Annotated in this window: 13 protein-coding genes and 1 other RNA gene; 9 read left to right on the top strand and 5 right to left on the bottom strand. The window is 44.9% G+C overall.

From position 1 onward, the window contains the following. The first annotated feature begins 117 nt into the window (after positions 1-117). The 3 genes from DWX33_RS17525 (at position 118) to ssrA (ending at position 4,002) form a co-directional block, all read left to right on the top strand. Complete coding sequence (locus DWX33_RS17525; RefSeq protein ID WP_122144907.1) at positions 118-999, top strand: alpha/beta hydrolase; 882 nt, start codon at positions 118-120, stop codon at positions 997-999. A 206-nt stretch (positions 1,000-1,205) separates the two neighbouring features. Further along, entirely contained in the window at positions 1,206-3,518 is a 2,313-nt protein-coding gene (gene bglX / locus DWX33_RS17520) for a beta-glucosidase BglX (RefSeq protein ID WP_122144904.1), read from the top strand. An 84-nt stretch (positions 3,519-3,602) separates the two neighbouring features. Further along, positions 3,603-4,002, top strand: a transfer-messenger RNA (tmRNA) gene (gene ssrA / locus DWX33_RS17515). 40 nt (positions 4,003-4,042) lie between these two features. On the opposite strand, the gene DWX33_RS17510 is transcribed toward ssrA, so the two are convergent. Next, on the bottom strand, positions 4,043-4,864 hold the full coding sequence (locus tag DWX33_RS17510; protein ID WP_008771615.1) for a M23 family metallopeptidase: 822 nt from the start codon (positions 4,862-4,864) through the stop codon (positions 4,043-4,045). A gap of 423 nt (positions 4,865-5,287) precedes the next feature. On the opposite strand from DWX33_RS17510, the gene DWX33_RS17505 reads away from it, so the two are divergent. The 4 genes from DWX33_RS17505 to DWX33_RS17490 all read left to right on the top strand — a co-directional run bounded on the left by DWX33_RS17505 (position 5,288) and on the right by DWX33_RS17490 (position 8,600). Beyond that, entirely contained in the window at positions 5,288-5,590 is a 303-nt protein-coding gene (locus DWX33_RS17505; protein WP_005865121.1) for a helix-turn-helix domain-containing protein, read from the top strand. A gap of 249 nt (positions 5,591-5,839) precedes the next feature. Then, positions 5,840-6,835: a TRAP transporter substrate-binding protein gene (locus tag DWX33_RS17500; RefSeq protein ID WP_005855377.1), complete on the top strand. Its 996-nt coding sequence runs from the start codon at positions 5,840-5,842 to the stop codon at positions 6,833-6,835. Further along, entirely contained in the window at positions 6,819-7,289 is a 471-nt protein-coding gene (locus DWX33_RS17495; protein WP_008780863.1) for a TRAP transporter small permease, read from the top strand. The genes DWX33_RS17500 and DWX33_RS17495 overlap by 17 nt, the downstream gene beginning before the upstream one ends. Before the next feature lie 12 nt (positions 7,290-7,301). After that, on the top strand, positions 7,302-8,600 hold the full coding sequence (locus DWX33_RS17490) for a TRAP transporter large permease (RefSeq protein ID WP_008780864.1): 1,299 nt from the start codon (positions 7,302-7,304) through the stop codon (positions 8,598-8,600). Positions 8,601-8,778: 178 nt separating this feature from the next. Here DWX33_RS17490 and uxuA read toward each other — a convergent pair whose 3' ends face one another. The 4 genes from uxuA to DWX33_RS17470 all read right to left on the bottom strand — a co-directional run bounded on the left by uxuA (position 8,779) and on the right by DWX33_RS17470 (position 12,574). Beyond that, positions 8,779-9,957 carry a mannonate dehydratase gene (gene uxuA, locus DWX33_RS17485; RefSeq protein ID WP_005855384.1) on the bottom strand — a complete coding sequence of 393 codons (1,179 nt, stop codon included), beginning with the start codon at positions 9,955-9,957 and terminating at the stop codon, positions 8,779-8,781. A gap of 82 nt (positions 9,958-10,039) precedes the next feature. Beyond that, complete coding sequence (locus DWX33_RS17480) at positions 10,040-10,852, bottom strand: SDR family oxidoreductase (protein WP_005865131.1); 813 nt, start codon at positions 10,850-10,852, stop codon at positions 10,040-10,042. Continuing rightward, entirely contained in the window at positions 10,852-11,913 is a 1,062-nt protein-coding gene (locus DWX33_RS17475) for a LacI family DNA-binding transcriptional regulator (protein WP_008771620.1), read from the bottom strand. The genes DWX33_RS17480 and DWX33_RS17475 overlap by 1 nt, the downstream gene beginning before the upstream one ends. Before the next feature lie 34 nt (positions 11,914-11,947). Next, complete coding sequence (locus DWX33_RS17470; protein ID WP_008780866.1) at positions 11,948-12,574, bottom strand: hypothetical protein; 627 nt, start codon at positions 12,572-12,574, stop codon at positions 11,948-11,950. 300 nt (positions 12,575-12,874) lie between these two features. Between DWX33_RS17470 and DWX33_RS17465 the strand changes: the two genes are divergently transcribed. Beyond that, positions 12,875-14,086 carry an efflux RND transporter periplasmic adaptor subunit gene (locus tag DWX33_RS17465; RefSeq protein WP_008771622.1) on the top strand — a complete coding sequence of 404 codons (1,212 nt, stop codon included), beginning with the start codon at positions 12,875-12,877 and terminating at the stop codon, positions 14,084-14,086. A 53-nt stretch (positions 14,087-14,139) separates the two neighbouring features. Further along, positions 14,140-17,361, top strand: a complete 3,222-nt coding sequence (locus tag DWX33_RS17460; protein WP_122144902.1) for an efflux RND transporter permease subunit — start codon at positions 14,140-14,142, stop codon at positions 17,359-17,361. Positions 17,362-17,364: the final 3 nt, after the last annotated feature.

Below are 17,364 nucleotides of genomic sequence, written 5' to 3'. Positions count from 1 at the left end.
GGAGAGGAGTCAGTCCGTAAGGGGTGACTCCTTTTTCTGTTTTTATTTATTCGATTCTGATTGGATAAATAAAATAAGATGTATATATTCGCTCCCTATAACTTAATAATGTGTTGTATGGTTAAGAAGTGGATATTCCCTTTATTGATTGGGGTTTGTTTAATCAATACGTCTATGGCACAAGAAAATCCGATTTTATTATTCCCAAAAGGGGCGCCGGGAGAAACTATTAAATTAATAGAGAAAGCTGATACGGATGGTGGAAAAACCGGTGGTGAGAGTGTTTTGCGTATTACGAATGTGAGTGAGCCAACGATTACTATATATCATGCTCCGGATGAAGTGGCCTCGGGTGCCGCTATGATTGTCTGTCCCGGTGGTGGTTACAATATTTTAGCTTATGATTTGGAAGGTGATGAAGTCTGTGAATGGCTTAATAATCTTGGAATAACTGCGGTCTTACTTAAATACCGGGTTCCAAGACGGGAAGGACTGGAAAAACACGAAGCTCCTTTGCAAGATGTACAGCGTGCGATTGGTTATGTTCGAGCGAACGCTGAGAACTTGAATATAGATCCAAAGCGAATCGGTGTGATGGGATTCTCGGCTGGTGGCCATTTAGCTGCCATGGTTAGCAATAATTTTTTGAAACGTACTTATCCGGCTATTGATGCTACGGATAAAGTAAATTGTCGTCCGGACTATTGTTTATTGGTTTATCCTGCTTATTTAGATGGAGAGAATTTCCAATTGGCACCAGAGTTAAAGGTTTCATCTGCCACACCTCCAACCATGTTAATTCAAGCGGAAGATGATAAATCTTATATCAACAGTAGTATTTTCTATTATTATGCCTTAAAGGAAGCTGGTGTTCCGGCATGGATGCATTTATATAGTCAAGGTGGCCATGGATATGGGTTACGAGATACGGGAGCGTCTGTAAATGAATGGCCGGATCGGGCTGAAGATTGGTTTCGTGAGATCGGTCTGATCGAATAGAACTCCAGATATCTTTTCTGGAGACTTGCGGAGTAGATTCTTAAATCGATTGCGCAATTTATTTATTACTAGTTTATTATTGATGGTAAACGTAGTAAAAGCGTAGTCTGGGAAAGCGTGTTCTATAGCATATCGTATCTTTGAAGTAGTGAGTTTATTGCTGTTTTCTGTTATTCGGGCTTTTTTTGAAGTAAAAAAGCTAAGTTATGAAATTCCTTAAAAGTTCAGTTTTATTTATTTCAATGGCATGTATAGTGCCTGTTTGTTCGATAGCGAGAGAAAAAAGTGAGAGAATCACAAGAGCTGAGATTGAACAGAAAAGTGCGGATGAATTTATAAATGGTCTGATGAGTCGAATGACCGTTGATGAGAAAATCGGCCAATTGAATCTTCCTAGTTATGGAAACGTAATGCCAAATCCTAAAAAGAGTGAGATAGCCAGTCGTATTGTACGAGGAGAGGTTGGTGGTATATTTAATATATTCGGTGTCGATGCGATCCGGCAGTTACAAGAAGTCGCAGTTAAAGAAAGTCGGTTGGGGATTCCTATAATTGTTGGCGCTGATATTTGTAATGGTTATAAAACCGTTTTTCCCATTCCTCTAGGTCTTTCGTGTAGTTGGAAACCGGAGAATATAGAAGAGGTCGCTCGAATTTCCGCAAAGGAAGTTGGTGCTGATGGTATCTGTTGGACATATAGCCCGATGGTCGATATATCTCATGATGCTCGGTGGGGACGAGTAAAGGAAGGAGCGGGCGAGGATCCGTTTCTTGGAGGTATAATGGCTCAAGCATGGGTGCGTGGTTATCAAGGCAATGATTTATCGGCTGATACGACTCTTATGGCATGTGTAAAGCATTATGCGCTTTATGGAGCGGCCGAGGCTGGTCGGGATTATAATACGGTGGATATGAGCCGTGTGACTGCCATGAATTATTACATGCGTCCTTATCAGGCTGCTGTAGAAGCAGGAGTAGGAAGTATCATGACTTCATTCAACGAATTTGAAAGTATCCCTGCGACCGGAAATACTTGGCTTCTTAATGACGTGTTGCGTAAACAATGGGGATTTAACGGCTTTGTCGTGTCTGATTTTACGGCAATAGCGGAGATGGTAAACCATGGAATAGGTAATAGTCAGGAAGTCGGAGTCAAGGCGCTAAAGGCGGGTGTCGATATGGATATGATAGCGGACTGTTATCATGCCGTATTAAAGAAATCATTGGAAGATGGGAAAATAACAGAGGCTGAGATTGACTCTGCTTGCCGGAGAATACTAATCGCAAAATACCAATTGGGATTGTTCCATGATCCATATAAATATTGTAATCCGAAAAGAGCCGCCAAAGAGTTCTTGTCGGTAAATAATGTATCAGCGGCCCGTCGTATTGCGGCGGAGTCTTTCGTGTTACTTAAAAATGATAATAATCTGCTTCCACTTAAAGGATGTCGTAAGGTCGCTGTAGTCGGTCCTTTAGCGGATAGCAAGGCGAATATGGCTGGATCGTGGAAATATGATGAGCAGACTAAATCTTATCATGGATTGGTAGAGGATTTACAGGAATCTTTGGGAAATGGAGTAGAGGTTGTTTTTGCAAAAGGCAGCAATCTAGTCGATGATCCCGTTTATGAAGCGAACTTTACGGATCAAAATCGTTCAACCCGGGATGATAGAAGCGATGAACAATTAATCGCCGAGGCCCTAAAAGTGGTGGAAGGCGCTGATGTGATTATCGCTGCTTTGGGTGAATCGATAGATATGAGTGGAGAAGGCGCTAGTAGAGCCATCCTTGAAATGCCGCAAACGCAGAAAAAATTACTGGATGCTATCCAGAAGACAGGAAAGCCGATCGTAATGGTACTTTTTACCGGAAGACCTTTGGCATTACAATCCGAGGAAAAGCAGGTGAATGCGATCTTGAACGTATGGTTCGGTGGTACGGAAGCAGGAGCGGCTATTGCCGATGTCTTGACCGGAAAGGTTTCTCCGACAGGGAAGTTAACCATGTCTTTTCCTCGTGTAACAGGCCAATGTCCGATCTATTATAATCATAAGATGACAGGACGCCCTATGTCTCCCGATGCTTGGTACACTCGTTATGTCTCCAATTATATAGATGTGTTGAATGAGCCTCTTTATCCATTTGGTTACGGCTTGAGCTATACGACTTATACGTATGGCGATGTATCTTTGAATATGAATTCAATGGATGCAAATGGAAAAATTCAAGTATCCGTGATTGTTACCAATACCGGGGCTCAGGATGGAGAGGAAATCGTACAGCTTTATTTACGTGATATCGTACGCAGCATAACCCCTCCGGTCCAAGAATTGAAAGGATTCAAGCGAGTTGCGTTAAAAGCGGGAGAAAGCAAGAAAGTAACCTTTGATATTGATGTGGATATGTTGAAATTCTACGATTCAACCTTAGATTATGTCGCTGGGCCGGGTGAGTTTCAGGTAATGATCGGTGGAAATAGTAAAGAGGTGAAAACAGCTTCGTTTACATTAAAATAATCCTAATCGGAAGGAATCAGTTATGGGTCTTTGCTAAATTCGAAATTATATGTATCTTTGCCAAAAGAAATATTACAAAACCATGGGGATGACCGGTTTTGACAGCGGGTAGAAGTGGTTTGTAAGCATGTAGTGCGTGGTTGGCTTGCACTTAAATCTCAGACAACGAACAATTAACTGGCGAAAATAATTACGCTCTCGCTGCTTAATCGAAGTATAGTAGATTCAAGCTTAATCCCTGCAAAAGTTGCGGGGACGTGACATCACCCGGATGCTGTGGCTCCGAAGCGTTCCGATCAGGTGGTGCAGCAATATCGGAGATAGTTTGAGATAAGCCTCGGGTCTCAGGCGAAACTTTAGAGGATAAGGGATGAGTGGGTGGCTTCGGTCTTGCTCTTCCCCGACAATGAAGGCGAAGATAAACATGTAGAAAGCAAATTAATTCCTCGTTTGGACGAGAGTTCGAATCTCTCCATCTCCACGGAATGAAAAAAGGTCTTACGGATTGTCCGTAAGGCCTTTTTTCATTCATTGTAAACCCATTTATAAGGAGGTGGCGGTACGTATGGACCAGCCTTTTGATGGGGTAATATATCAACCGATTTGACGATTACGTTATTACCTTTCTGGGTACAAACCAGACATTTTGAACGTAATTTCCTTTTAGCCATGTTGAAGACGATATTCGGATTGAAATGAACTCCGTTTATACGAGTCTCAAAATGTAAATGCTCGGTAGTAGCCCTGCCGGTACGTCCGGTTAAGGCGATCGGTTGTCCGGCGAGAACACGATCTCCGGGTTTAACCAAGTTCTTGGAGTTGTGGCTATAGATCGTTTCCAGTCCATTATAATGGCGAACAACGATAACGTTGCCATAGGCGGCGAATGGTTTCGCCATCCTGACAATACCATCGAAAGCAGACACGATCGTATCGTTGGCACAAGTTTTGATATCTACTCCGGAATGATGTCTTCTCCTTCCCCCATAAGGAGAGATCACGTTTCCATTAGGAAGGGGAAATGCGTATTCCCCGGCGGGGATCAAGGATAAATCAATAATTTCCGTGTTATTCTCATCGAATAGCTTGGGGTCCTTGATCGCTATCTGGCTTTTATCACGGGGCGTAAAGGCTTCCGTGATATCTTTTCTAGGAGAATGACAAACCGCTAGCTCCGGAGCTTCCGGCAACATGAAATTGAAATCCACGACGGGAAGAGGAATATTTGCCGTAGGGAAATCCACAGTTTCGGGAGGGGCCGGGCGTGGAGCAGGCTTTTGCGTACGGCAAGACGCAAATAAAATTAGCGTAAGAATGAGTATTCCATTGTGTATTTTAGATGCCATTAGATATTGTTTTACCACAAAAGTATAAAAAAGCCTCTTTCAATGGCCTATATTTCCGATATGTTTATACTTCTTTTTATTCTTTGTGTTTTTTCTGATAGTTGAATTTGCCTACCTTTGTAAAGGTAAAATGGAGATATTATACGATGATTGAGGGGACTAGTTTGTCTCTTTGGTCAGGGAGGATGACGATATTGTATTTGCTGGCATTTCTCTAAACTGAAAACGACCAATTTAAAGTACACAGAGAAATAGACAATGCGAATACACCTGTATTTGGTGTGTTCCTTTGCCTTATTTCTGTTGTGTACAAGGCATTTGGTCGTGCCGCAGTTTGACGGGTTTAAGGTAAAGTGTAACACACCTTTTCTCAGATGTGGGTTTATTTATGAGATAAGATTACCTTAAAAACGGCTTTTGTATATGAAAGAACAAAAGGAGATACATATCGGTTCGTTAATAAAAGAGAAAATGGAAGAGCGGGGACTTTCGGTTTCCGATTTTGCCCATGCGTTGCATTATGAACGTACCAATATTTATAAGATATTTAAGCGAAGCAGTATTGATGTTGATTTGTTACTGCGTATATCGGAAGTCTTAGCCTATGATTTCTTGCGGGAGGTGTATTTAGCGGACGAACCCCGGCGATATTCAATCACTATAGAAGCGGACAAGGAAGATATAGAGGAGATCCGTAAATGGCTGTTAGAGAAAAGGCGTGAATAAGTTTCACGCTTTCGTGAAATAAGATCACGGTCGATATAAGACCGGTCACTTTGATTGTTTCTACATTTGACCGTCTCGATGTTTCATCATAACATTAGAGAAATAGGTTAAATCAAGGCCGTGCTCTTCTTGTTCCGTATGTGAATATAGGCAGGAAGAAAGCGGCCACTTTTTTCTTCTGTGTACGTGCACAATTCGATTATTTCCTTTATATTTGTCGATAAACAACGAATTGTTAACATTTCTAATATGAAAGTTCTAAAGACCGCCCTGCTATTCCTGATGTGCGTATCTTTCTCCTTCTCCTGTAAGGAAGGGGTAAAGGAAGTAAGGGTGCTGAAACTGGCGCACGGATTGCCCCCCAGCCATTCCGTCCATTTAGGATTGCTCTATATGAACGAGCGTCTGAAAGAGTTGTCCGGAGGAAAGATGAGCATGGATATTTATTCTTCCGCTCAATTGGGGTCCGAAAATCAATGTATAGAGTTGCTTCAAATAGGAAGTCTCGATATCACGAAAGTTTCCTCCGCCGCATTGGAAGGATTTGCCGATCCGTTTAAGGTATTTGGCATACCTTATCTATTCCGTTCCCGTGAGCAGTTTTTCGAGGTGTTGGATGGTTCGGTAGGTAAACAGATATTGGGATCAACGGAACCTTATTGGTTTAGGGGACTCGCTTATTTTGACTCGGGGGCCCGTAGCTTTTATACGGTAAACAAGCAGATTCGTACTCCCGAGGATCTGAAAGGACTGAAGATCCGTGTGCAAAAGAGCCCGATAGCCGTGGAGATGATGAAGACATTCGGTGGTTCGGCTACTCCCGTGGATTGGGGTGAATTGTATACGGCCTTACAAAGTAATGTCGTGGATGGAGCCGAGAATAATACGCCTTCCGTGACAACAGCGTTCCATCATGAGGTGGTAAAATACTATTCAGTCAATGAGCACACGATGTGTCCGGACGTGATCATCATTAGCTTGGCTACTTGGCAGAAGCTGACGGAACAAGAACGTAATTGGCTGCGACAGGCCGCTGACGCCGCCGCTATTTATCAACGGAAACTTTGGGCGGAGCAAGAGAAGCAATCGCTAGAGGAGATGGAAGCGCACGGAGTGGAAATTATTTACCCGGATAAGCAGCCGTTTATGGATGCCGCCGCCCCGATGATCGAGCGGTTTAAGAATGATCCGGTTTTTCATGATTTAATAGATCAAATACAGAATACCCATGAGAAAGATAATTGATAAAGGATTGGAGCTATCGTTGATTTTCTTGATGGCTTTCTTGGTCGTGGATGTGCTATGGCAGGTATTAAGCCGGTATATTCTGGTTTCCCCGAGTTCCGTGACGGATGAATTGGCCGGATATTTATTGATCTGGGTGGGATTGCTGGGGGCCGCTTATGTATCCGGTAAAAATGAGCATCTAGCGATCGATTTATTGCTTCAACATATGCGTCCTTCCCGCAGGAAGCTCTTGCGATTGTTTATTTTCTTGATCGTATTTTTATTCGCTGTATTTGTATTGATCGTAGGAGGGGCTTGGCTGGTATACACTCGTTTTCATTTGGGAGTTACTTCGGCTTCCTTAGAGATTAATTTAGGATATGTGTATTTGGCATTGCCGCTAGGGGGATTGCTTACCGCTTATTATGCGATAGATAACGCAATCGCCTTATTTCGTTCCTCTAATTCTTAAAAGGCTGATGATATGGATATTATAGGTATACTCGTATTAGTGATAAGTTTCTTTTTCCTGCTGGTAGTCGGGGTTCCGGTAGCGTATAGCATCGGTGTGGCGGGTATATTGACGATGCTCGTGAATATAGACTCGCTTCCCGCCCTTACGACTTATGCGATGCGTATGGCTTCGGGCCTGGACAGTTTCGCTCTGCTGGCGATCCCGTTTTTTATATTGGCGGGGAATATCATGAATAGCGGAGGTATCGCCTTGCGCTTGATCGATTTCGCTAAAGTGCTGGTCGGACGGTTGCCCGGAGGACTGGCGGTAGTCAATGTCGTGGCGAATATGTTATTCGGGGCGATCAGTGGCTCTGCCGCCGCCGCTGCCTCTGCTATCGGGAGTATTATGACACCGGAGATGAAAAAGGCCGGTTACGATCCGAATTTCAGTGCCGCCGTAAATATCTCTTCCGCTACTACCGGCATGACGATACCTCCGAGTAATGTCTTGATCGTTTACTCCTTGGCGAGTGGCGGAGTCTCTGTATCCGCTTTGTTCATGGCTGGTTATCTACCGGGAATTCTTACGGGAGTGGCGATCATGATCGTAGCCGCTATGTTTGCCGCACGAAAGGGGTATCCGGTTGGCGTACGTGTTCCGTTCTCGGAGGCGACAAGGGTATTTTTCAGGGCGATCCCTAGTTTGATGCTATTGGTGATCGTGATCGGAGGAATCTTGGCGGGATTGTTTACGGCTACCGAGGCTTCGGCGATCGCTGTACTGTATGCGTTAATCCTCTCTTTTATCTATAAAGAACTTACTTGGGCTAAATTGCCGCAAGTGTTATTGCGATCGGCCAAGACTACGGCTATCGTCCTTCTTTTGGTGGCGACTTGTACGGGTTTGTCTTGGATCATGAGTTATGAGAATATTCCTCAGACGGTAAGTGCCGCTTTGCTAAGTATAAGCGACAATCCGGTGGTCATCTTGATACTTATAAACGTGATCCTATTGATTGTCGGGATCTTTATGGACATGACGCCCGCTGTCTTGATCTTTACCCCGATCTTCCTGCCGATAGCGACGGGGCAATTGGGGATGGACCCGGTACATTTCGGGATCATGATGGTATTGAACCTTTGTGTGGGATTATGTACGCCACCGGTGGGTTCGGTATTGTTTATCGGATGTAGCGTAGCGGGGACAAAGATCGATCAGGTGATCCGTCCGTTGCTGCCGATGTTTGCGGCGATGGTTATTGTCTTGTTCTTGGTGGCCTTCTTGCCGGATTTAAGTTTATTGATTCCCCGGTTGTTCGGTTTGTGATGTTCCCCCATAGGGGCGAGGTAGCCTTGTGCTATAAATAGGGCAGTACTCTGTACGAAGTATTCCAGTACTTACGTGCTGAGTACCGCAATACTTCGTACAGAGTACTGTAGTACTTTAGCCACAGTACTGCGGTACTTCGTACACAGTACTGTGCTAACTGTAAGACGCTGTCTTTTTAATGTCCTTTGAACAGGGATAAGGCGATACCCATCTCCAATCCCCGTAGCTCGGCCAGACCCCGTAAACGTCCGATGCAGGAGTAGCCCGGGTTGGTTTTCTTCTTTAGGTCGTCTATCATTTGATGTCCATGATCCGGTCGCATGGCGATGGAGCATTGGCGGCGTTGCTGCAATTCCAGTAAGGCTTTCATGACACCGTACATATCCACATCGCCCTCCAGATGGTTCGCCTCGAAGAAATTACCCTCCGAGTCTCGTTGCGTGCTGCGGAAATGAACGAAATCGATCCGATCCCCGTAACGTTCCATGATCCCGGCCAAGTCGTTATCACTTCTGACACCGAAAGAACCTGTGCATAGGCAAAGCCCGTTGCTAGGATTCGGCACGGCCTCTATTAACTTCCGGAAATCATCTTCCGTGCTCAAGATACGGGGAAGCCCGAGAATGGAATAGGGGGGATCATCCGGATGGATAACGAGCTTGACACCGGCCTCGTCCGCCACGGGAGCTATTTCCCGTAAGAAATAGATCAGGTTCGAGCGAAGTCTCTCCGCGTCGATATCTTTATAACGGTCTAACGCTTCCCTAAACTGCTCGATCGTAAAAGTCTCTTCCGAGCCGGGTAGTCCGGCGATCATATTGCGAACCAACAGCTGGCGGTCTTCCTCGCTCATAGCGTCATAGCGTGCCTTGGCTTTCGCCTTGTCCGCCTCCGTATATTCGGCTTCCGCCGCCGGTCGTTTCAATATAAATAAGTCGAACGCCATAAAAGCCGCGCGTTCAAAGCGCAAGGCTTTGGAACCATCCGGCATCGTATAAGCCAAATCGGTACGAGTCCAGTCCAATACCGGCATGAAGTTGTAAGTAACTACCCGGATATCGCAAGCTCCCAGATTACGGATGCTTTGTTTGTAGTTCTCTATATAGGTTTGAAAATCCCCGGTTTGCGTCTTGATATGCTCGTGTACGGGCACACTCTCAACTACACTCCACCGTAATCCGGCGGATTCGATCAAGGCTTTCCGCTTTTGAATCTCTTCCGTAGTCCAAACTTCCCCGTTCGGGATATGGTGCAACGCATTTACGATACCGGTGGCACCCGCCTGACGGATGTCCCAAAGGCTGACAGGATCATTCGGTCCGTACCAACGCCAAGTTTGCTCACATAGATACATAATGAATAATTTTTAAATTTATCAATGTGCCAATATACCAATGCGGTTTGATGCATGGCTGGTTGGCACATTGGCACATTATTTAGATGGAGAAAGCGTCGAAACCTCCGTCTATGGGGATCACGGTACCGGTTACGAATGCGGAGGCGTCGCTCGCCAGCCATTGTAAAGTACCGAGTAACTCCTCCGGTTTTCCTAAGCGGCGGAACGGCGTGTGCGCGACGATCGTGTTGCAACGATCACTGGGTGATCCATCCGGATTGCTCATCAATGCCCGGTTCTGCTCGGTAAGGAAGAATCCCGGTGCCATGGCGTTCACTCGCAGGCCCTCTCCGAATTTAATCGCCAGCTCCCCGGCCATGTATTGCGTGAAATTGTTGATAGCGGCTTTCGCGCATCCATAGCCAACCACACGAGTCAATGGGCGTAGGGACGATTCGGACGAGATGTTAATAATGCTTCCTTTCCCTTGTCCCACCATGACCTCGGCGAAGACCATTGTCGGCAGTACGGTCCCGAATAAGTTCAGGTCCACGACCGTCCGGAAAGCATCGATATCCAGATCAAAGATCGTCTTGTCGGGAGGAATCGTCGCTCCGGCTTGGTTGCCACCCGCCAAATTGACTAAAACATCAATCTTCCCATATGCTTTCAATATCTCTTGCTTGTTTTGCTCCAGCAAGGCTTTATCCAGTACGTTTGAAACCAAGAATAAGGCCTCGCCCCCTTCCGCTTTAATCTCACCAACCAAGGCAGATCCTTTTTGCTCGTTTCGTCCGAGGATTACGACGTACGCGCCTTCTCTCGCCAAGTGCTTGGCCATGCAGGCTCCTAATATACCATAGCCTCCGGTCAACAAAATCACTTTCTCTTTTACGCTAAATAAGGAGTTCATCAGATATAATTATTGTAGTATTGTATATTTTCCTTTACCAAGATATCGATCGGCATATAATTGACAGGCTCAATTTTCTCTTTAAGGATCAAATGCCTAAAAAGTGCCTTGATACAATGATATCCTTGTACCTCCGGTCGCTGGGCGATCAAATGCGTGATCAAGCCGTTTTCCAGATAACGGACATTCGGTTCTATCACATCGTAGCCAAGAAGCTTGAAAGGATAGTCCGGCCGTTCGCTACTTAGATAATCTCCAAGGAAATGGGCCCTCGAATTAAAGATGATACCGATTCTTACTTGAGGATATTTGTCGAAGAAAGTATTCAGTAGTCTCGTATTCTCTTCTCGGTCATCCGCGTGCACATGCAGCAAATGAATCTTTCCCTTGAATGAGGTATTGGCGAGATAATCCCGGAATCCTTCCTCTCGCTTCTGCACTTGCGTAGAACATGAATCCCCCTTACGGGTGAAACGGAAAATCACTAGATCGTCCTCTTCACGGATTTGCTCGAATAAAAGGCGTCCCGCTATATACCCCGAATCATATGAATGCGTTCCGTAGTAAGAGATACAATTCGTGTGGTCGATAAAAGAATCGATTAATATATAAGGAATACCTTTCTGGTCTAGCCGCTGGGTCAAGGTCAAGACACTTTGCTTGAATAATGTAGCGATGATAACCCCTTGACAATCCGCGGTCTCAATCTTCGGGATTAATTCGTCGAAACTGTTGCTATCGTATTGGTCAAAATAGATTTGCTCGACGTCTATATTATAGCTAAACAATTCCCGTTCCGCTTTCTCTATCCCTTGGCTTAGTTTCGCCCAGTATTCCCCTTCATGGAAAGAAGGGATCAAAGCGATGAAATGATATTTTTTCTTCAACGCTAAAGAACGGGCTATCAGATTTGGTTGATAGTCAATTTCTTTTAAGACTTTCTCTACCTTTTTCCGTGCGTCCTCCGATACCTTTCCCCGCTCATGTAAAATGCGGTCTACCGTACCGGTTGATACGCCGGATAATTCGGCGATATCTTTTATCCTGTAATTTTTATTCATGGTATAGATTGTAGTGTGTATTCGTCCTCTCTGCTTATTCGAGTATTTGAAGAGGAGTATTCAATTTACGGAAAACGTAGCCATACATCATATAGATAAGAGGAACGGCGACGAAAATTCCGATACCGAATAAAATACATCCTAATATCAGGATCCCGATCATAACCAACGCCAGAATGAACAGAGGCAATACTTGTCCTTTCGTTATCTCCCAGCTTTTATGCAAAGACTCGATAATCCCGGCGTTTTCCTCGATAATAAAGGCTTGGAAGAACTGAAGGCGCAATGCCAGATAAATACCGGGGATGATAAAAAATAAGAAACCCGCCAATACGACAAATCCCGTGATAAGACTCGCTAGAAAGTAGGTGATGATATTCTTTGTCTGTTGTCCATATGCGGAAAACTGAGGTTCTTCCCCATCCAACGCCTGAAATATATTTTTCATATATCCTAAGGAGAAAATAATGGAGAATAACGCGCTGATCACGTTTACGATGATTTTACCGATAATAGAACTTTGCATGGGCATCGCGAACGCTGTCAGCGTGAAAGACAAGATACAATATCCGATTAATAATCCGGCTAATATCCATAGCTGCGACTTCGTTCCCTTCCATGCGGTACTGAATACTTCTGATATTATAAATTTAGGCTCCATAATATATAATATTTGTTTATTGTGTGTGGACACAAATGTAAAATATATTGTTGAAAAAAACAATTTTATTTTCGTTTGAATCCAAAAGAGATGTATTTCAACAGGCGCTTCCTTTTAAGTGCTATTAATTTAGGTGAAAAAGATAAGTAGGAAACAGAAATCGTGTAAAAAGTTTTTACATTTGTAGGATGAAACGACGAGTAAAGACCCTATTGTGTGAATAGATGTGAAAGATCTCCACTTGGGTTAGAAAGAAAAGGTAACTGAAAAACAGCCTTGAATATATAATTATATACAAATATGGATAAACGAATGCTGAAAATTACGATTACTCAGTTAAGGCAGATCGCATTGTTTGCGGTTGGTATGTCTTTATTAACTGCCTGTGGAAACAGTCAGAGTGGTATGAAATTAGGGGATGCTGAGTTCGCTGTGATGGCGGTCAATTCAACGACTAGCGACCAAACAACATCCTATCCGGCTACCATCAAAGGTACGCAGGATATCGAAGTCCGTCCTCAAGTTTCTGGATTTATCGTGAAATTATGTGTGGATGAGGGAGCTACGGTTCGTAAAGGACAGGCGTTGTTCCAAATTGATCCTACGCAGTACGCTGCTGCGGTAGGTCAGGCTAAGGCCGCGGTAGAGATGGCGAAGGCAAACGTAAGCACTTTAACATTGACCGAGAAGAATAAGAAAACTTTGTTTGATCAGAAAATCATCAGTGATTTCGAGTATCAGACTGCCGTGAACCAGCTGATGTCGGCAAAAGCGAGCTTGGCGCAGGCGGAGGCTCAATTGGTTAGCGCTAACCAGAACTTGTCTTTCTGTACGGTTACAAGTCCCTCGAACGGTGTTGTCGGTACATTCCCGTATCGTGTAGGTAGCTTGGTAAGCGCTTCGATCGCTCAACCGTTGACTACCGTATCTGAGATCGGTGATATGTATGTGTATTTCTCTATGACGGAAAAGGAGTTATTGGCATTGACGAAAGCCGGTGGTACCTTGAAAGAGCAATTAGAGAAGATGCCGGCCGTAAGACTGCAATTGGCGGATGGCTCTACGTACCATCATGAGGGTAAGATTGATGCCGTGAGCGGTGTTATCGATCAATCTACCGGCTCTGTAAGCATGCGTGCTATTTTCTCTAACGAGGGAAATGTCTTGCGAAGCGGTGGTACTGGTAATATCATCTTCCCATATACGATGAACGATATCATTACGATCCCTCAATCGGCTACCGTGGAGATTCAGGATAAGAAATTCGTATTTGTATTGCAGCCTGATAATACCGTGAAGAATACCGAGATCAAGGTTTCCAATTTGAATGATGGCAAAAATTATTTAGTGACGGGAGGTTTGAAGTCCGGTGATAAGATTGTCGTGGAAGGCGTACAGATCTTGAAAGACGGCCAGGAAATCCAGCCGATTACTCGTGAGCAGCAAAAGGCAAAGTACGATCAGGCCTTGAAAGACCAGCATGACGGTAATTTGCAGACTGCTTTTAATTAATAGGTATATAGAATAAGACAAATATTCGCTTTTGTCGAGTAAAAACGAAAGATATGAAATTAGATAGATTTATAAACCGCCCGGTGCTCTCCACGGTGATTTCCATCTTGATTGTCATCTTGGGTTTCCTAGGCTTGATTTCCTTGCCGGTTACCCAATATCCGGATATCGCCCCTCCAACCGTTTCGGTAAGGGCAACTTATACGGGTGCCAATGCGCAAACGGTATTGAATAGTGTGATCGCGCCTTTGGAAGACCAGATCAATGGTGTTGAGAACATGATGTATATGAGTTCCAATGCCTCTAATAATGGTTCCGCGGATATCTCCATTTATTTTAAGCAAGGAACGGACCCGGATATGGCGGCTGTCAATGTGCAGAACCGTGTATCTATGGCACAAGGTTTGTTGCCTGCCGAGGTAACGCAGATTGGTGTGACGACCCAGAAACGTCAGAACTCTATGTTGTTGGTTTTCTCCGTATATGCGGAAGATGATCGTTATGACTCAGAGTTTCTTGAGAATTACGCGAAGATTAACTTGATCCCGGAAGTCCAGCGTGTGCCGGGTGTCGGTGATGCCAACGTGTTGGGTACGGACTACTCCATGCGTATTTGGTTGAAGCCGGATGTGATGGCCCAATATAAATTAAGTCCGAGCGACGTAACCGTTGCCTTGTCTGAACAGAACGTAGAGGCCGCTCCGGGTTCGTTCGGCGAACAAGGAAATCAGTCTTTCCAATATACGATCCGCTATAAAGGACGTTTGCAAGAGGCTAATGAGTTTGAGCAGATTGTTGTAAAGGCTTTGCCGGATGGTGAGGTCTTGCGTTTGAAAGATATCGCTGATATCGAGTTGGGGCGTTTGACTTACAACTTTATCAACCGTGTAAATGGTCACGACGCCGTTACCTGTATCGTTTACCAGATGCCGGGAACCAACGCTACGGAAACAATTAGTAACATTGAAACCTTGCTGGAGGAAACTCAGTTGACAATGCCTCCCGGAATGAAGGTGAATATTTCCATGAATGCCAATGACTTCTTGTTCGCTTCTATTCATGAGGTAATCAAGACTTTGTTGGAGGCGTTCGTATTGGTGTTTATCGTGGTATATGTGTTCTTGCAGGATTTGCGTTCTACGTTGATTCCGGCTATCGCTATCCCGGTTGCCTTGATCGGTACCTTCTTTATGTTATCCTTGATCGGATTTAGTATCAACTTGTTGACTCTTTGTGCTATGGTGCTTGCCATCGCGATTGTGGTCGATGATGCGATCGTCGTCGTCGAGGGTGTCCATGCCAAGTTGGACCAAGGATACAAGTCGGCGAAACTAGCTTCTATCGATGCCATGAGCGAGTTGGGTGGCGCTATTGTTTCCATTACGTTGGTCATGATGTCCGTGTTTATTCCCGTAAGTTTCATGGGAGGTACGGCCGGTACGTTCTATCGCCAGTTCGGTCTGACGATGGCGATCGCTATCGGTTTGTCCGCTTTGAACGCCTTGACATTGAGTCCCGCCTTGTGTGCGATATTCCTGAAACCGCATGATGAGGAGCATAAAGAAAAGAAAACGACATTTATTTCCCGTTTCCATACCTCATTCAATGCGGCTTACGATTCTTTGCTAGCTAAGTATAAGAAGCAGGTCGTGTTTTTTATCCAGAAGAAATGGCTTTCATTCGGTATTGTCGCCGGTTGTATCGCCGTATTGGTATTCTTGATGCAGGTTACGCCTACCGGTATGGTGCCGAACGAGGATACGGGTACGATCATGGGTGCCGTTACGTTACCACCGGGAACTTCCCAGGAGCGTACCTATGAGGTGATGAATAAGGTCGATAGTTTGATCGCTGCGGATCCGGCGGTAGAGTCGCGTACGGCGGTTGTTGGTTTCAGTTTTATCGGTGGTCAAGGACCTTCTTACGGCTCATTTATCATCAAGTTGAAAGACTGGGAAGACCGTTCTATGATGCAGAACTCGGATATCGTATATGGTAGTTTGTTCATGCGTGCCCAAAAGATCGTGAAAGACGCTCAGGTATTGTTCTTTACGCCGCCTATGATCCCGGGTTACTCTGCGTCCAGTGATATTGAGTTGAATATGCAGGATAAGACCGGAGGTAATTTGGATCGTTTCTTTGATATCTCCAAGGAATATATGGCTGCTTTGACGGCACGTCCGGAGATCAAGTCCGCTCAAACTACGTTTAACCCGAACTTCCCGCAATATGAGATCGATATCGACGCTGCCGCTTGTAAGAAAGCCGGTATCAGTCCGAAGGATATCCTGTCTACCTTGCAGGGATATTATGGTGGTTTATATGCCTCTAACTTCAACCGTTTCGGTAAGATGTACCGTGTAATGGTGCAAGCGGATCCTGATTTGCGTAAGAATATGGAGTCCATGAAGAACATCAAGGTGAAGAGTGGAAACGAAATGGCTCCGATTTCCCAGTTCATTACGATGAAGAAGGTATATGGCCCGGATATCATCAGCCGTTTCAATATGTATACCGCCATCAAGGTCATGGTTGCCCCGGCGGATGGTTATACCAGTGGTCAGGCGTTGAAAGCGATTGACGAGGTGGCTAAGACAACGCTTCCGGCAGGTTTCGACTATGAGTTAGGTGGTATGGCACGTGAGGAGGCAAGTACGAGTGGCAGCACGACGGCTTTGATCTTCTTGTTGTGTTTCGTATTCGTTTACTTGCTGTTGAGCGCGCAGTATGAGAGTTACATCCTTCCTTTGTCCGTATTGCTCTCCGTGCCGTTCGGTTTGATGGGTAGCTTTTTGTTCGTCCAAGGTTGGGCCGCTTTGGGAAATATCCCGGCGTTGAAGATGATCGTAGGAACCATGTCTAACAATATCTATATGCAGATCGCCTTGATCATGTTGGTAGGTTTGTTGGCGAAGAACGCTATCTTGATCGTAGAGTTCGCTTTGGAACGTCGTCGTATGGGTATGAGTATCACATGGGCTGCCGTATTAGGAGCCGCCGCCCGTTTGCGTCCGATCTTGATGACCTCATTGGCGATGGTGGTCGGATTGTTGCCTATGATGTTCGCGTTCGGAGTAGGAGCGCACGGTAACCGTACATTGGGTACAGCGGCTATCGGCGGTATGTTCATCGGTATGATCTTCCAGATCTTTATTGTTCCGGTTTTGTTCGTGGTATTCCAGTACTTACAGGAGAAATTCAAGCCGATCGAATGGGAAGATTTGGATAACAGCGATATGAGTACGGAAATAGAACAGTACGCTAAAATAAAATAAGAG

Source organism: Parabacteroides sp. AF19-14, from assembly GCF_003635485.1.
GTDB classification, from domain to species: domain Bacteria; phylum Bacteroidota; class Bacteroidia; order Bacteroidales; family Tannerellaceae; genus Parabacteroides; species Parabacteroides distasonis.
This window is presented reverse-complemented; position numbering and strand designations above follow the sequence as displayed.

Excerpts from the sequence above, each read along its gene's own strand:
- DWX33_RS17480 (WP_005865131.1), bottom strand. The coding sequence starts at position 10,852 with ATGAACTCCTTATTTAGCGTAAAAGAGAAAGTGATTTTGTTGACCGGA.
- DWX33_RS17475 (WP_008771620.1), bottom strand. The coding sequence starts at position 11,913 with ATGAATAAAAATTACAGGATAAAAGATATCGCCGAATTATCCGGCGTA.
- DWX33_RS17460 (WP_122144902.1), top strand. The coding sequence starts at position 14,140 with ATGAAATTAGATAGATTTATAAACCGCCCGGTGCTCTCCACGGTGATT.
- uxuA (WP_005855384.1), bottom strand. The coding sequence starts at position 9,957 with ATGTATCTATGTGAGCAAACTTGGCGTTGGTACGGACCGAATGATCCT.
- bglX (WP_122144904.1), top strand. The coding sequence starts at position 1,206 with ATGAAATTCCTTAAAAGTTCAGTTTTATTTATTTCAATGGCATGTATA.
- DWX33_RS17490 (WP_008780864.1), top strand. The coding sequence starts at position 7,302 with ATGGATATTATAGGTATACTCGTATTAGTGATAAGTTTCTTTTTCCTG.
- DWX33_RS17510 (WP_008771615.1), bottom strand. The coding sequence starts at position 4,864 with ATGGCATCTAAAATACACAATGGAATACTCATTCTTACGCTAATTTTA.
- DWX33_RS17500 (WP_005855377.1), top strand. The coding sequence starts at position 5,840 with ATGAAAGTTCTAAAGACCGCCCTGCTATTCCTGATGTGCGTATCTTTC.
- DWX33_RS17525 (WP_122144907.1), top strand. The coding sequence starts at position 118 with ATGGTTAAGAAGTGGATATTCCCTTTATTGATTGGGGTTTGTTTAATC.
- DWX33_RS17505 (WP_005865121.1), top strand. The coding sequence starts at position 5,288 with ATGAAAGAACAAAAGGAGATACATATCGGTTCGTTAATAAAAGAGAAA.
- DWX33_RS17465 (WP_008771622.1), top strand. The coding sequence starts at position 12,875 with ATGGATAAACGAATGCTGAAAATTACGATTACTCAGTTAAGGCAGATC.
- DWX33_RS17495 (WP_008780863.1), top strand. The coding sequence starts at position 6,819 with ATGAGAAAGATAATTGATAAAGGATTGGAGCTATCGTTGATTTTCTTG.
- DWX33_RS17470 (WP_008780866.1), bottom strand. The coding sequence starts at position 12,574 with ATGGAGCCTAAATTTATAATATCAGAAGTATTCAGTACCGCATGGAAG.